This is a genomic window from Virgibacillus profundi, from assembly GCF_002287375.1.
Lineage (GTDB): Bacteria > Bacillota > Bacilli > Bacillales > Amphibacillaceae > Virgibacillus_K > Virgibacillus_K profundi.
Window position 1 is genome coordinate 78,057 of record NZ_NPOA01000010.1, and the last position, 15,367, is coordinate 93,423.

At 38.5% G+C, this 15,367-nt stretch carries 13 protein-coding genes; 8 read left to right on the top strand and 5 right to left on the bottom strand.

Annotated features, from left to right (window positions below; all coding sequences use genetic code 11):
- The first annotated feature begins 123 nt into the window (after positions 1-123).
- The gene (locus CIL05_RS14575; protein ID WP_095656283.1) at positions 124-1,038 is read left to right on the top strand and encodes a ketopantoate reductase family protein; all 915 of its coding nucleotides are present in this window, start codon (positions 124-126) and stop codon (positions 1,036-1,038) included.
- Between the two features lie 100 nt (positions 1,039-1,138).
- Here CIL05_RS14575 and CIL05_RS14580 read toward each other — a convergent pair whose 3' ends face one another.
- Positions 1,139-1,966, bottom strand: coding sequence for a 3D domain-containing protein (locus CIL05_RS14580; RefSeq protein ID WP_095656284.1), 828 nt, complete (start codon positions 1,964-1,966; stop codon positions 1,139-1,141).
- A 399-nt stretch (positions 1,967-2,365) separates the two neighbouring features.
- Here CIL05_RS14580 and CIL05_RS14585 point away from each other — a divergent pair, with 399 nt between their 5' ends.
- Entirely contained in the window at positions 2,366-3,661 is a 1,296-nt protein-coding gene (locus CIL05_RS14585) for a S8 family peptidase (protein WP_095656285.1), read from the top strand.
- Between the two features lie 89 nt (positions 3,662-3,750).
- On the opposite strand, the gene CIL05_RS14590 is transcribed toward CIL05_RS14585, so the two are convergent.
- Positions 3,751-4,188 carry a CBS domain-containing protein gene (locus CIL05_RS14590; RefSeq protein ID WP_095656286.1) on the bottom strand — a complete coding sequence of 146 codons (438 nt, stop codon included), beginning with the start codon at positions 4,186-4,188 and terminating at the stop codon, positions 3,751-3,753.
- Positions 4,189-4,292: 104 nt separating this feature from the next.
- Positions 4,293-4,655 carry a YuzC family spore coat inner layer protein gene (locus tag CIL05_RS14595; RefSeq protein WP_095656287.1) on the bottom strand — a complete coding sequence of 121 codons (363 nt, stop codon included), beginning with the start codon at positions 4,653-4,655 and terminating at the stop codon, positions 4,293-4,295.
- 189 nt (positions 4,656-4,844) lie between these two features.
- Between CIL05_RS14595 and dpsA the strand changes: the two genes are divergently transcribed.
- The gene (gene dpsA, locus CIL05_RS14600) at positions 4,845-5,738 is read left to right on the top strand and encodes a dipicolinate synthase subunit DpsA (RefSeq protein ID WP_095656288.1); all 894 of its coding nucleotides are present in this window, start codon (positions 4,845-4,847) and stop codon (positions 5,736-5,738) included.
- 23 nt (positions 5,739-5,761) lie between these two features.
- Here dpsA and CIL05_RS14605 read toward each other — a convergent pair whose 3' ends face one another.
- Complete coding sequence (locus tag CIL05_RS14605) at positions 5,762-7,714, bottom strand: elongation factor G (RefSeq protein ID WP_206207785.1); 1,953 nt, start codon at positions 7,712-7,714, stop codon at positions 5,762-5,764.
- Positions 7,715-7,930: 216 nt separating this feature from the next.
- Here CIL05_RS14605 and CIL05_RS14610 point away from each other — a divergent pair, with 216 nt between their 5' ends.
- The 4 genes from CIL05_RS14610 (at position 7,931) to CIL05_RS14620 (ending at position 12,375) form a co-directional block, all read left to right on the top strand.
- On the top strand, positions 7,931-8,473 hold the full coding sequence (locus tag CIL05_RS14610) for an NfeD family membrane protein (RefSeq protein WP_095656290.1): 543 nt from the start codon (positions 7,931-7,933) through the stop codon (positions 8,471-8,473).
- A gap of 63 nt (positions 8,474-8,536) precedes the next feature.
- Positions 8,537-10,087 (top strand): flotillin lipid rafts scaffold protein FloT, encoded by a 1,551-nt coding sequence (gene floT, locus CIL05_RS14615; RefSeq protein ID WP_095656291.1) that lies wholly within the window; start codon positions 8,537-8,539, stop codon positions 10,085-10,087.
- Positions 10,088-10,425: 338 nt separating this feature from the next.
- Positions 10,426-10,614, top strand: coding sequence for a hypothetical protein (locus CIL05_RS22870; protein WP_338066946.1), 189 nt, complete (start codon positions 10,426-10,428; stop codon positions 10,612-10,614).
- A gap of 219 nt (positions 10,615-10,833) precedes the next feature.
- The gene (locus tag CIL05_RS14620) at positions 10,834-12,375 is read left to right on the top strand and encodes a multicopper oxidase family protein (RefSeq protein ID WP_095656292.1); all 1,542 of its coding nucleotides are present in this window, start codon (positions 10,834-10,836) and stop codon (positions 12,373-12,375) included.
- A 208-nt stretch (positions 12,376-12,583) separates the two neighbouring features.
- Here CIL05_RS14620 and CIL05_RS14625 read toward each other — a convergent pair whose 3' ends face one another.
- Positions 12,584-13,279, bottom strand: a complete 696-nt coding sequence (locus CIL05_RS14625) for a coiled-coil domain-containing protein (protein WP_095656293.1) — start codon at positions 13,277-13,279, stop codon at positions 12,584-12,586.
- Between the two features lie 511 nt (positions 13,280-13,790).
- Between CIL05_RS14625 and CIL05_RS14630 the strand changes: the two genes are divergently transcribed.
- On the top strand, positions 13,791-15,188 hold the full coding sequence (locus CIL05_RS14630) for a purine-cytosine permease family protein (RefSeq protein ID WP_095656294.1): 1,398 nt from the start codon (positions 13,791-13,793) through the stop codon (positions 15,186-15,188).
- Positions 15,189-15,367 lie beyond the last annotated feature (179 nt).

Here is a 15,367-nt window from a genome sequence, read left to right on the forward strand (position 1 = left end):
TCTCATATTTCTTAGAAAACTTGGTTGTCACCAAGCCTTTGGGTGACAGCCTTAGTTGCACTTATGCAGTAAGAAAGTGTTTTACACTTTCTTAACTGCTAAAAAATAAGGGGGAGTAATTTCATGGAAATTAAAAATGTTTCTATTATCGGATTAGGTGCTTTGGGGATTTTGTACGGACACCATTTGTCCAAACAGATACCCAAAGAAAATTTACGAATTATTGCTGACAAGGAACGTATAGAAAAGTATACAAAGGAGGGAATTTACTGTAATGGGGAGCGTTGTAATTTTCAGTTTGTAACCCCCGAGGAATCCGTGGAATCAGCAGATTTAATTATTTTTGCTGTAAAATACAACGGACTTCAAGATGCCATCAAAGCTGTAGAAAACCACATTGGCGATAACACAATCTTTTTATCTACATTAAACGGCATTTCAAGTGAAGAGAAAATTGGTACATATTATGGATTCGATAAAATTATCTATTGTGTTGCGCAAGGCATGGATGCAGTTAAAGAAGATAATCAGCAGACCTATGATAATTTTGGCATCCTTTGTTTTGGTGAAAAGGAAGGAATTGATACACCAAAGGTTAAAAGGATTGCAGATTTCTTCAAAAAGGTGGAAATGCCTTTCGAGTTGGATGTAAACATGATCAAGAGACAATGGGGCAAATTCATGCTCAATGTCGGGGTAAATCAGACAGTGGCAGTATTTGAGAGTGATTACGGTGAGATTCAAAAGGAAGGCAAAGCACGGGAAATGATGATTTCTGCTATGCAGGAAGTTTTAGACCTATCCAAATATGAAGGAATCAATTTAACCGAAGCAGACTTACAGTATTGGCTGGATATTGTAGACAAACTAGGTCTGTGTGGCAAACCTTCCATGCGCCAGGACATGGAAGCAAAGAGAATGAGCGAATTGGAATTATTTGCAGGCACCGTGGTGGAATTAGGAAAGAAACATGGGGCCCGGACATCTGTGAACAGGGAACTTTACCGTAGAATTAGTGAGATGGAGCAAGCGTTTTAGCAGGACAAAGGAACAGTGTTACTGTCCCTCTGAGGCAAAAAACTGTTTTTAAGAAGCAATTAAAAGCAGGGACAAGGTTGTTCCCCTCGCCCCTGCTTGATCACTCTAAAATGGTAATGGTTACTGTTCGCCTACCCCAGTCGTATGCTTGATCCTTCGTTGGGAGGTGGATATCTATTCGATTTCCAACAATAGCGCCACCGGTATCAGCAGCCACAGCATGCCCATAGCCTTCCACGTAAACTTTTGTGCCAAGCGGAATAACATTTGGATCTACGGCAATCACTTTTGCATGCGGATTCTCTTTTAAATTTACACCTGTTGCGGTGATCCCGGAACACCCTGTACAGTAAGCTGTATATGCAGTTGCTTCAACAGAAAATGTTCTGCCCTCTGCTTTTGATTGCTGTTTCTCCGGCTCTTCTTTCTTTTCAGGTTTACTTACTTTCTCACTTGTTTTCACACTGGCAACTGACTCAGATTTCGTGGATTTAGTAGATTCAGTCTCTGTATCAGCTGTTTGTTCCACTTGCTTTGTTGCTTTCTGTTGTACAGGAACCTCCCCATTTACTATCAACTGTTGTCCTGTGATGATCAAATCAGATGAAAGATCATTCCATACTTTCAGACTCTCAACTGTTACAGCATTGCCGTAAGCTTTGCTGATGTCGGTCAGTGTATCTCCTTTTTTTACATCATAATACTCTATTTGACTTTCATTAATTTTCAATACCTGTTTTGGATGAATTAAAGTAGAATTTAAACCATTCATATCCATCAATTCTTCCACTGTTGTGTTATGGTCAATTGCTATATCCCAAAGCGTGTCGCCCTCTTGAATTTCATATTCAGCTTCAGCTGCGGAAACGGACACTGCAGAAATGCATAAAATAATTAAACCTACAAACAAAGATACTAACTTTTTCATTATGTAGTCCCCCTTTAATTATTGACAAACCAATCGTACCACGGTTACCCCCTATCTGTGGTTACAGCCTGTTTAAAAGAGGATGACACAAGTTACAATTCGAAGGACAACATTACAAATGAAATAAGTTAAGATTAATCAGTTCTATTTCCTCTCTCTCTTGCATAAAATATAATAGAGGCCTCTATGTCCGGGTCTATTTTCATGTAAATAATTAGTAAATTCGTCGTATTGTTTACTATATACGATCCTGCTATGCTAAATGAAAGAACTAGTCCTGTTTAAAAAACATTATACTTCAACTCACCACCTTGGAATACATTTTGTACGGCAACTGGGTTATTCACATAAAACTTTGATTCATTTAGCAGATTCCAAAAATCACGGAGGAGGCAAAAAATGAGTAACCGAAAAAAAGTATGGTTTGAAGATGCCGGCCGCAGACTGGATCCAGCTTTAGTGGAACAACTACATCTCAGAAGAAAAAAAGATCCCCACGAAACAAGTAATGACAACATCCCAGTGATTGTTTACTTCTCCAGGAATATTGAAAAAGACAAAAAGAATGAATTACTTCAAACCTGTCAAAAAGACAAAAATAATTCATTGGAAAAGGCTTTAGGATTTGGCGATACCGTATGTGGAAATCTGACACCTCAGATGATCAGGCAGGTTAAGGACCATGAAGCAGTCGATCGAATTTTCTATGACCGTAAAGTAACTACTTTTCTTGATATTGCCAGCAAGCAAATAGGAGCAGTCAATGTACAGGAGCAATATAATTTCACTGGAAAAGGTGTAACGGTTGCTGTAATTGATACAGGTGTCTTTCCTCACGACGACTTAATAAATCCTACGAATCGAATTGTTGCTTTTAAGGATTTTATTAATGATCAAGAACAACCCTACGATGATAATGGGCACGGAACCCATTGCGCCGGTGATGTAGCGGGCAATGCTTATCAGTCAGACGGCCTATACATTGGTCCAGCTCCTGAAGCTTCAATTATTGGTTTGAAGGTACTGGATCAAGATGGCAGTGGTAGATTATCAACAATTATTCAGGGGATTGCTTGGTGTATTGAACATAAAGAGGAATATAACATTCGAATTATCTCTCTTTCTCTCGGTGCCCAGGCATATGAATCCTATCGGGACGATCCTTTATCACTGGCCGTACAGGAGGCTTGGCATGATGGCATTGTAGTTTGTGCTGCTGCAGGAAACAGTGGGCCAAACCCAATGACAATCAGTACACCCGCCATCAATCCATTCATCATTACTGTCGGATCCACCGTTGATCAAAATACTATTGCACGTTCAGATGATCAAATCGCAAACTACTCCAGTCGTGGGCCAACTATTGATTCATTAATAAAACCAGATATTTATACACCTGGAACTGATATCATTTCCCTGTTGGCACCAGGATCTGCACTGGAACAGCAAATTCCGGAACAAATTATAGATGAAAATTATATACAATTATCTGGTACATCAATGGCAACCCCGATTTGTGCGGGTGTAATCGCATTAATGCTTGAAGCCAATCCCAATCTAAGTCCTAATGATGTGAAAAGCATTCTTCAGACAACTTCCGAGCCAGCACTTGATGACTTATGGGGCTATGTTGAGGCACAAAGTGCAGTAGATATGGCAGAAAGCTATTCCGGGAAAAAACAGAAAGTAAATTAATTGAAGTAACCTTATACACCTAATCAAAAGCCCAAAAAGGCAGCAAACCTTTTTGGGCTTTCTATTGAACGGGAGTACCAATTACTAATTTATTTTTGTGGTGCTGAAGGGGTTGAAATACTGGATAATGCCTGTCCAGCTGCACCATCAAACTGATTATCCACAGCCAAGTCACCCAAAGCAACCATTCCTATAATTTGGCCATTTTCCACGACAGGCAACCTGCGAATTTGTTGCTGCGACATCAATTCTGCCGCTTGACGGACATCCATATCAGGTGTACCCTGCACAACCTGCTGTGCCGTCATCACCTGGGATACCGGTGTTTGGGCAGCTTCTCCCTGCGCAGTGGAACGGAGCGTAATATCACGGTCAGTTATAATCCCAACCATTTGACCATTGTTATTAATAACTGGAAGTGCCCCGATATTACTTTCACTCATCATAGCTGCTGCTTCCTGTATTGTCTGTGATTCATTGACTGTAAACACATTTGATGTCATTAAATTTCGTAATTGCTGTTCCATGTAAAAACCTCCCTTTCACTTCATTAGGATGGCTTAAAAAGTGGAAATTATTATAGGCAGTTTTTTCAAGTTTTATTGACATGAAAATATAGTCCAGGAAATTGTCATCTCCACCTTAGTGCAACTGTTAGTTTGCAGCATTCTGTTTCTTCTACATGCGATTTGAACTCCAACCGCAAATTATCCGGATTGAAATGGACTTCTACTTCTGAGGAAATATCGATGGAGTTTATTAACCGTTCAACCTCTTCTATATCCGAAGTTTGTGCCGCATACATTAATTCCTCATCAAATTCCTTTGAATCCGCTAATTTATCCAAGATCACACTGGCATCTTCCATTAGTTTTTTTGTTTCATTAGCAGATTGATGAAAAAATTCAGGATCAACTGGCGGAAATTCACGAATAGGTAAGTAAGGATTATAAAAATATAGCGGATAATATCCTCTATAATACAAGTAATACATGATCATACCTCCCTCCCAGGATAATTACAGCATATGTAACAATGCTAATTTATGAAAATAGAAAAGTCTGATATTATATAAATTAAACATAAGCATTCATAAAGAATCATAGTTTAAATTTATGAATGAAAATTTAATAGCCTATTTTTAAAAAATAAAAATATATATGATGGAAAGGTGGGATTTATTTTGTTAAAAGATCTTCATGTTCTATTAATTGGTGGAGATGCAAGGTATCTGGAAATCATTGATAAGTTGGTTAATGAAGGGGTAAAGGTTTATTTAATTGGGTATGATCAACTATCATTTAATAACCCGAACATTATAAATTCGAAAATAGATAAAATTAACTTTAAAGCCATTGATGCAATCATCTTACCGGTTGCAGGTACGGATACAGCAGGAGAAGTAGAGGCTATATACTCTGACAACACTGTTTATCTATCAGAAGAAATGCTTATTCAAACACCGGAACACTGTATTATTTATACAGGTACAACTAATTCTTTTTTAAATACTGCTGTAAAATCAGCCAACCGTAAATTAATCGTATTATTTGACCGTGACGATATTGCGATATTCAATTCCATTCCTACTGCTGAAGGTGCATTAAATCTGGCAATAGAAGAAACTGATTTTACCATTCATGGTGCTAATGTCATGGTGCTTGGATTTGGCAGAGTCGGTTTTACTGTAGCACGACTTTTTGATTCAGTTGGAGCAAATGTTAGTGTAGCAGCAAGAAGACCTTCAGCAATCGCCCGCATTAAGGAAATGGGGTTAACATCTGTCAAGGTCAGTGAAATGGAGCAGGAAATTACCGATATGGCTATATGCATAAATACAATCCCACAGCAAATTTTGAACGAAAAGGTAATTTCAGCTATGGATAAATCTGCACTGATTATTGACCTTGCCTCCAAACCCGGAGGTATGGATTTTGCGTTTGCTAAGAAAAAAGGAGTCAAGGCAATTCATGCACTTGGTATGCCTGGAAAAACCGCCCCTAAAACAGCAGGAAGGATTATTGGCGAAGTACTTTTAGAGTTACTAAAAGAAATAGAAAAAACACCAAAACACTAAGTTAAAAGTGCTTTGGTGTTTTTTTACAATGCGTGCATCTCCTCTTCTGCCTGATCCCAAGGTACTTTATATCCACTTCCTTTTGCACAGAATATAGATGCAGATGTATATTCCGGATCCGTGTCTTTATTATAGGATATTTTCTGAATAACCACTTCCTCATTATGACAACGATCATACCCGCCAAATTTAAGATTCAGTATCCCTTTTCCATGTGTAAAAGAAGTAAACATAGCATTGTAGTTCATGAACGTTGCGACTGGCACTCTCCCGGTAACTGTCACTTTTCCCTCAACTGTTTCCGGTGGTGCAAAACTTCCATGTGCCTGCTGAATATCTGATAAAACTCTGCCAATATAGTCTAAATCAACTTTAATTTTAAAATCATAGTAAGGCTCAAGTAATACATTATTTGCTTTTTCCAAACCCTGCCTCAGTGCCCGGTATGTAGCTTCACGAAAATCACCACCGGAAGTGTGCTTATTATGTGCTCTTCCTGTCAGTAGCGTAATTTTTACGTCTGTAAATGCTGAACCTGTTAATATCCCATGATGTTCACGCTCAAATAAATGATGACAAACTAAATTTTGATTCCCGACTGACAGATCATTCGTATGACAAACATTTTCAAATGCAGTCCCACTATTTCTTTCCGCTGGTTCTATTTTAAGATGTACTTCCGCATAATGTTTCAGAGGTTCAAAATGGCCATACCCATTTACTGCAGAATCTACTGTTTCCTTGTACAATATTTTCGGTTCTTCAAAGGAAACCTCAAGCTGAAACCGTTCCCTGACAAGTTGTTCCAGTACCTCCAGCTGGATAATACCCATAACTTGGATATAAATCTCCTGGAATTTTTCATCCCAATGTACACGTAATGACGGTTCTTCAGCATCTAAGATGTTAAAGCATCGTAGTACATCTTTTACATGATAGGAAGAATCAAAAACAACCTTGGACTTTAGCGCAGGAATCAACTCATGACTTGCCCACTCTACAACTTCACCTATCCCATCGCCAACAACAGCCCTGGATAACCCTATCACGGCAAAAAGCTCCCCTGCTTGGACATGATCAACTATTTGGTATTTCTCACCATTATAAACTCTTAGTTGTGTTACTTTCTCTGATGTTCTATTTTCCCCGTTCCCATAGCTGATTATCTCCCGTACTTTTAATGTCCCTTGTAAAGCTTTAAGGAAAGTAACTCTGTTTCCATCATTATCATAACGAATTTTATAAACCTTCCCGGCAAAATCAACATTGTCAGTGTATGCAGTTTCCGTTAATTGATCCAGCTTCTCTAAAAACGCTATAACACCAATATCCTGTAATGCAGAACCACTGCAGCACGGAAATATTTCACCTTCCTTTATCATCGATACGAATGAATGTAGCCATAAATCTTTATCGTATCCTGATTCCATATACGTTTCAAAGAGCAACTCATCCCGCTCAGCAATAAATTCGATTAAATCATTCTTCATCTTTCCATCGCTAAAAGAAGTTGAGATTTCACATACATCCTCTGACAAATTTAAACGTATCCCATCAAGCACCCTGGTGATATCTGCACCTTCTCTATCTGTCTTATTTATAAAGAAAAATACAGGAACGCTATGTTTCTGAAGCAATTGCCATACTGTTTCCGTAAAGCCTTCTACTCCTTCAACTGCACTTACGATTACAATTGCATAGTCCATTACCTGGATAGCCCGTTCCATTTCCGGTGAAAAATCAATGTGTCCAGGTGTATCAATGAGATAATAAGTTGATTCATTATACTTAAACATTCCCTGGTCAGCAAAAATAGTAATCCCCCGCGCTCGCTCTATTTCATGACTGTCGAGATAAGCTCCTTTGTGATCTACACGTCCTCTTTGTTTAATACTTTTTGTATGGTATAGCAATTGTTCGGAAAAGGTCGTTTTCCCTGCATCTACATGTGCCAATATACCAATTGTTTTATTCATTCCGTCCCCTTCTTTCATATAGCTATATTAACCTAAAAAATAAGTTGATCTTTATAAAAATTTAGAATATAGTTTATATGTATGGCTTTAAAAGTACGATAAAAACCTAATTTCATGAAACTATTTTGATTTTTTCGAAACCTTTTACATAAGTAATCCGTAAGTAAATTATAAGGGAAAACAATTTTAATATAAACAATAAGGATGTGAACTAACGTGACGCTCTTCGGTACATCGATGGAAACAATTTATTTAACGATGCTTATTATAGCTGGGAGCCTGACTGTTTTATATATCTTCTTTGGAGATATTTTAGAAGGAATCGGTGAAGCGATCGGGTTAAATCCAGCTCTCATTTTAGCTTTTATTACTTTTTTCTCAGCTTCCGGCTATATATTCGAAACTGTCACATCATTTTCCAGTCTGGTTATTATGGTTGTCTCCATTATTAGCGCATTACTGCTGGACATACTTCTTAATATTTTCGTCCTTATTCCACTCTCTTCTGCGGAAGAATCCCTCAGTTATACAGAGGAATCCCTAAAAGGCAGGGTAGGAAAGATTATCATTCCTATTCCCGAAAATGGCTTTGGTGAGATCGTCATTGAGAGTAAAAGCGGAATGATTTCAAAGCCGGCAACAGGGTATGAAAATGAAGCCATTGCTGGTGGTAAACGAGTACTGGTCATTGAAGTAAAAAAAGGTGTCTTATATGTAATTCCATATGAAAATAATTTAGATGCCGAGCATACTGTTTAATCTACTCATCCACTTGGATAAGTATTTTAATAAAATTTTATTAGAATTAAAGGGGGAAAAGGAATGTTTGAAGGCTTTTGGATCATTATTGGAATCGTAGTATTTCTAGTTCTCGCACTTATTGGTGTGTTTGTTTCAAAATATCGCACGGCTGGTCCTGATGAAGCATTAATTGTCACGGGGAGTTATCTGGGTGGTAAGAATGTACATATTGATGAATCCGGGAATAAAGTAAAAATCATTCGCGGTGGAGGTACATTTGTATTACCAGTTTTCCAGCAGGCTGAACCACTAAGCTTGCTTTCCAGTAAACTGGAAGTTACGACTCCGGAAGTCTATACGGAGCAGGGTGTTCCCGTAATGGCTGATGGTACTGCCATTATTAAAATCGGGGGATCAATTAGTGAAATCGCTACAGCTGCAGAACAATTTTTAGGAAAAGCAAAGGAAGATCGCGAAAATGAGGCGAAAGAAGTTCTGGAAGGTCATCTTCGTTCCATCCTGGGATCGATGACTGTAGAGGAAATTTATAAGAACAGGGATAAATTTTCACAGGAAGTTCAACGTGTTGCATCACAGGATTTAGCAAAAATGGGACTGATCATTGTTTCCTTCACGATTAAAGATGTGAAAGATAAAAATGGTTACCTGGAATCCTTAGGTAAACCAAGAATTGCTCAAGTAAAACGTGATGCAGATATTGCAACAGCTGAAGCGGATAAGGAAACACGTATTTTCCGTGCTGAAGCTGCAAAGGATGCACAAAGAGCAGAGCTCGAACGTGCCACTGAAATTGCCGAATCTGAAAAAGAAAATCAAATGAAAACAGCTGACTATCGACGTGATCAGGATGTTGCTAAAGCACGTGCCGACCAGGCATATGATCTGGAAACAGCTCGTTCCAAGCAGGAAGTTACAGAACAAGAAATGCAAATCAAAATCATTGAACGTCAAAAACAAATTGAGTTAGAGGAAAAAGAAATTCTCCGTCGTGAAAGACAGTACGACTCTGAAGTTAAGAAGAAAGCTGATGCGGATCGTTATGCTGTGGAGCAGGCTGCTGTTGCAGATAAGGCAAAACAATTTGCAGATGCAGATGCCAACCAATACCGTATTGAGTCACAGGCAAAAGCTGATGCAGAAAGAGTACGTGTAGATGGTCTTGCAAAGGCTGATGCAGAAAGAGCTCAAGGTGAATCAGAAGCAGAAGTTATTCGCCTGAAAGGTTTGGCAGAAGCGGAAGCCAAAGAAAAAATTGCCGAGGCATTCGAACAATTCGGTCAGGCTGCTGTACTCGACATGGTTATCAAGATGCTTCCTGAATATGCGAAGGAAGTTGCTGCACCACTTGGCAATATCGACAAAATCACAGTTGTTGATACAGGCAGTGCCAATGGTGAAGGTGGAGCGAATAAAGTATCAGGCTATGCAACCAATTTGATGTCTACCCTTCAGGAATCACTAAAAGCTTCATCCGGTATTGATGTGAAGGAATTACTTGAAAATATAACAGGAAAGAACAGCCTGCCTGATGATCTTGATCTTGATCAGTTGCGATACGAAAAGAAAGAAAATGAACAATTAGCAGCAAGTGAAACGGAAAATGATAATTAAAAAAGGTTTAGCCACAAGTTAGAGGGATGTGAGATCCCTCTCTTTTTTTTTGACTCTTTTCGTAAGTTTTGTAGCTATTGAATTATCATAGTTGATTTAAAGTGCGTCGTAAATTAAAATTAAATTTCCATGATAAGTGCTATTGCTGCCGTCCGGGATCGCTCCGGGCGGATGCTTTCCGCGGGCACGGCTTCAGTCTCCTCGAGAAAACCACTCTGCGGGGTCTTCAGACACGTGCTGTTCCCGCAGGAGTCACCGCCCTTCGCTCACCCAAACTAGTGAGGTGGTTCGATGTTTTGAATGTTGATTACTAATGCAGTTCATCGGCAGTAACCAGAATTTCAGCGGAGGAAACACATGTAGACTCCAGCGGGAGGAAAGGCCTCGGTGAGACCCCACAGTGCGTAGCACGAGGAGGCTCACCAGCCGCCCGCGGAAAGCGAAATGTGTTTCCGGAGCGCTGTACTAGCACTCATCTTTTAAAGGGTGGAAGGAAGTCACATCAAAGATTACGTCGTCTTTTATAGATTTTGTGGCGAAAACAATAATTCTTTTGGTCTAACGAACCATGGTTCCAATCTTTTAGAAAACGGATTTTATATAGGTCGTTAGCCCTCACTCTAAACAAATTTACGCATATCCGCCGGGTTATTTTAAAAATATCTCATAATTAATCAATCTGCCCATTCCATATAACTCCAGTTATCATTTACTGTATTAACACCCAAAATTTAGGAGTGAAGAGAATGGAACTTAAGAAATTTGTAGATCCGCTTCCTATCATAGATACCATCAAACCAAAGCATAAAAATAAAGGATTCTCTTATTATGAAGTTCAAATGGAGGAATTTAAACAAAAACTCCATCGAGACTTAAGACCAACAACATTGTGGGGGTATAATCGCCAGTTTCCAGGTCCCACATTTGATATCAATCAAGGTGAGCAAATTCAAGTAAAATGGATAAACAATCTGCCTTCAAAACATTTACTTCCTATTGATCGGTCGATACATGACGTGGCCCATCAGCCGGAAGTACGTACAGTTACCCATCTGCATGGCAGTGAAACAAAGGCTTCCAGCGACGGCTATCCTGATGCATGGTATACCAAAGACTTCAAAGAGGTTGGTTCGTTTTTCGAGAGGAAGGTTTATGAATACCCAAATCATCAACGGGCAGCTTTGCTTTGGTACCACGATCACGCAATGGGAATTACCAGATTGAATGTATATGCGGGGCTTGTGGGGATGTATATTATTCGGGATCAACAAGAAAAACAGCTTAATCTACCTTCAGGAAAATACGAGGTTGCTCTTGCAATTCAGGATAGAACATTGAATGCGGATGGATCCCTTTTTTATCCTGGCCAACCGGATGATCCTGCTGAAAACCTGCCGGATCCTTCTATTACGCCTTTCTTTCTTGGAGACAAAATTGTAGTAAACGGAAAAATTTGGCCTTATTATGAAGTTGAGCCACGGAAATACCGTATCCGATTATTAAATGCTTCGAATACAAGAACATATCAGTTATATTTTGATTCCGGTCAACCCTTTTATCAAATTGGCTCAGATGGAGGATTGATGCAGCGGACAGTTAAACTGGACAAAATAGCATTGGAGCCTGCAGAAAGAGTTGATGTAATCGTGGACTTTTCCCAGTATTCGGGTGAAGAAATCATTTTAAAAAATGATCTTGGGCCAGATGCTGACCCTGAAGATAAAACAGATGATATCATCCAATTCCGAGTAAGCCTGCCACTTTCCGGAGAGGACAAAAGCAGCCTTCCTTCCTATCTTTCGCATATACCTTCCTTAAAACAGGGTGAAATACAAACTATACGAAATTTAAAATTAATTGGGTCTGAGGATAACTACGGACGCCCACTGCTTCTGCTCGATAATAGAAAATGGATGGATCCCATTACTGAGAAGCCTAAGTTAGGATCAACCGAAATCTGGTCATTTATGAATATCACCGGATTCACACACCCCATGCACATCCACTTGATACAGTTTCAGGTTCTGGACAGACAGCCCTTTGACCTTGATCAATACAATAAGGATGGGAGCATTGTATTCACTGGATCAACCAAGGCTCCAAAACCAAATGAAAGAGGCTGGAAGGATACAATAGCTGCTCCATCTGCTCAGATTACCCGTGTTATAGCAAAATTCGGGCCATATACCGGAGACTACGTATGGCATTGCCACATATTGGAACATGAGGATTATGATATGATGAGACCATTTACCGTGATTGATCCAAAGGACATCCCGGATGATTAGCTTACAGCAAATGACAAAAAAAGTGATAATTAACAATGGAGAAGGGCTAATCTTATAATAGATTAGCCCTTTTGGTTTTCACATGCTGTCCTGTGATTAAACCCGCATAAACCCTGCCATACCAGTATTTATACTATTTATTTGGTCACTATAAGACAATGCCGTAATGGATGTTTTACCTTAAAAGGTTGTTAATCTCTAAAAGTAATTATTCCTCAACAGGTATTAATTTTACTTTTCCGTTTGTTTCAATAACATCACCATCATTTGCGAAAAATACGTAGTCCCCACTTCCTATACTGCTATCTCCCAGGATTGTATTAACTTTATTAGACCCGCTTGAGCTGTAAACAAAAAAATTTGTCCCTCTACCGATGTTAGTTACCTGATACCGTCCTGCAGCCACATCCGAGCCTACTACATAAACCCCTGACAATAATTCAACAGGATCTTCTTTTTTCTGTACGATCGCATTTTCCAATTTTTCCAGCTGAGCTTCTTTACCTTCTATATTAGTTGTTAGCGTGTCCAATGTGCTTTGATTACTTTTTAAATTGTCTTCTAATTCCTTGATTTCATCTGCTAATTGATCACGGTCATCAATTAAGGCTAAAGTCTCGTCAACTTCTTTTCGCTTCTCATCTAATCTGGATTCTTCATTATTAAATGCTGTCTTAGTTTCGTCAATTTCCGCTTTGATGTCTTCTAATTCCTGTTCAGCTACTCCTTGTTCCTTTTCCAATTCTTCAATTTTAGATACAAGTTCATCATGACCTACTTTTGTTTCCCCTAGAGCAATCTTTGCCCCTGAACCACCAACACCATAAGTAATAGATATTAAAACCAATAAACCGACAGCTATCCAAAACTTTTTAGATTTTAATATCGCTGTGACTTTTTCCATACACCTAACCCCCCTAACCTTTTCTATATATTACCATAAATTCATTACTAAAGACCTCATTTTTCTAAATATTTACTCTTCTAATATTATCTAATACCCAATAAGTGCACTTGGTCAGTGTTGGTATATGATTATACAGTTTAAAAATTATATGAGATAATTCACTTTTTTTTAGGATCTGGACAATTTGCTTTAACCGTACTTCAATTTTGCAGTAGAAATATATAAATTTAGATAAGTCTTTTCTCATAAACGTGCAATGTTTTCTGGTAAGTAACTATTTTCATTACCTTCTAATCTATCAGATAGCACTATTATTTCCATGATATTAGTAGGAATTGAAAGATAGCGATAGTTTTTCACGGTTTAATAACAGAATACATGACATAACCGTATTTGATTACTCTCATTTATATTGATAAGGTTATTGATGGACTAGATTGTGAAACTCTCACAAAAAGGCGGGGTAAACATTGTGAATCGATGAACATCAAAGAAGGAGATGATAACTATGGGATCTGTTAAAACTGCAGATCACAAAGTTGAACAAACAAGTGATGATTATTCTTTAGATAGGGTGCCTCGTGATAAAAGAAACATGGGTTGGTTGACGATCACAAATATTACATTTGGGATAGCAACTGCCATTTTTTATTTTCAAATGGGAAGTGTCATGGCACTTCAGTTTGGAGCAATTAATGCTATTATATCAGCTGTTTATGCCATTATTGTTGCAGGTATACTTGGTACATTCATTGCCTATTTATCAGCAAAATCCGGTATGAACGTAAACCTATTATCCAGAGGGGGCGGATTTGGTTATATCGGTGCGTCATTAACCTCGTTTATTTACGCAACAAACTTTATTATGTATTGTGCACTGGAAGGCTTAATATTAGTATCTGCTGTGCATACTTTTTTCCCCGTTATACCAGAGTGGGTGTTAATCGTTTTCTTCGGTACGATCGTTATCCCATTAAATTGGTTTGGTATAAAGCAATTAGATAAATTACAAAAATGGTCCTTACCGATATTTTTTGTGTTTTTAATTGCAGCAATCGTTATGGCCTTCAACACACCTTCCGTGTATGGCGGGAGTTTCTGGACATTTATGCCGGAAGGAGTACAGGTTGGAGGGACAGCATTACTGCTTTGTATCGGAATGCAACACGGAATTATGGGTCTTACTCCCCTTCTAGCTTCAGATTATGCCCGCTTTCTTAAACCAAAAGATCTTAAAATAGGATCACTTGCAATTGGCTTCATTCCACAAATTTTCTGTTTTGGAGTTATGGGCGGTCTTGGTATTTGGTTTGGTGTACGCTTGGGAGAACCAAATCCGGGAGTTTATATCGTATTGCTTCTCGGTATTGGCGGTGTATTATTTACAATGCTTACACAGATTAGAATTAATATTACCAATATATACAGTGGTTCATTATCTTTATCGAACTTTTTTGAAAATATCTTTAAATTTAAACCTGGCAGAAGATTCTGGGTCGTTGTAACCGGGGTAGCTGCGATTATTTTAATGCTAAGTGGAATAGTAGATTATTTAACTGCAGTAATGACTTTCCAAGGAGTTTTCCTATTGACATGGGCTGCAATTTTAGTAACAGATGCACTCATTGTGAAAAAATTATTGAAAATTGGTCCGGCTTATTACGAAGCTAAACAAGGAAATCTATTTAAATGGAACCCTGTTGGAGTTATCTCCTTAATCGTAGCGAGTGGTTTAGGCACGATAGCTGCACTTGGTTTTATGGGTACATTCCTGCAAAGTACTGCAGCATTTTTTGCGGCTATTCTTGCAGCAATTCTCACAGTAATCCTGGCTGTATATACAAAAGGAAATTATTATATCAAAAAGGAATCCAATGACGTCTCTAAGGAAGATTACATTGCATAGGGTTCTCCAAAGGTAACAGGCAAGGTATGCTTACATTTTATTCAGTATCGTTCATCTTACCTTCCATTAAATAACCTCGATTTATTATTGTAAACAATTTAAAATTAGATTCGCAAGTCTCAATATTTTCCCCGCCAAAGAGCATAATCCTCAGGATTATGCTCTTTTTTATAAACTAT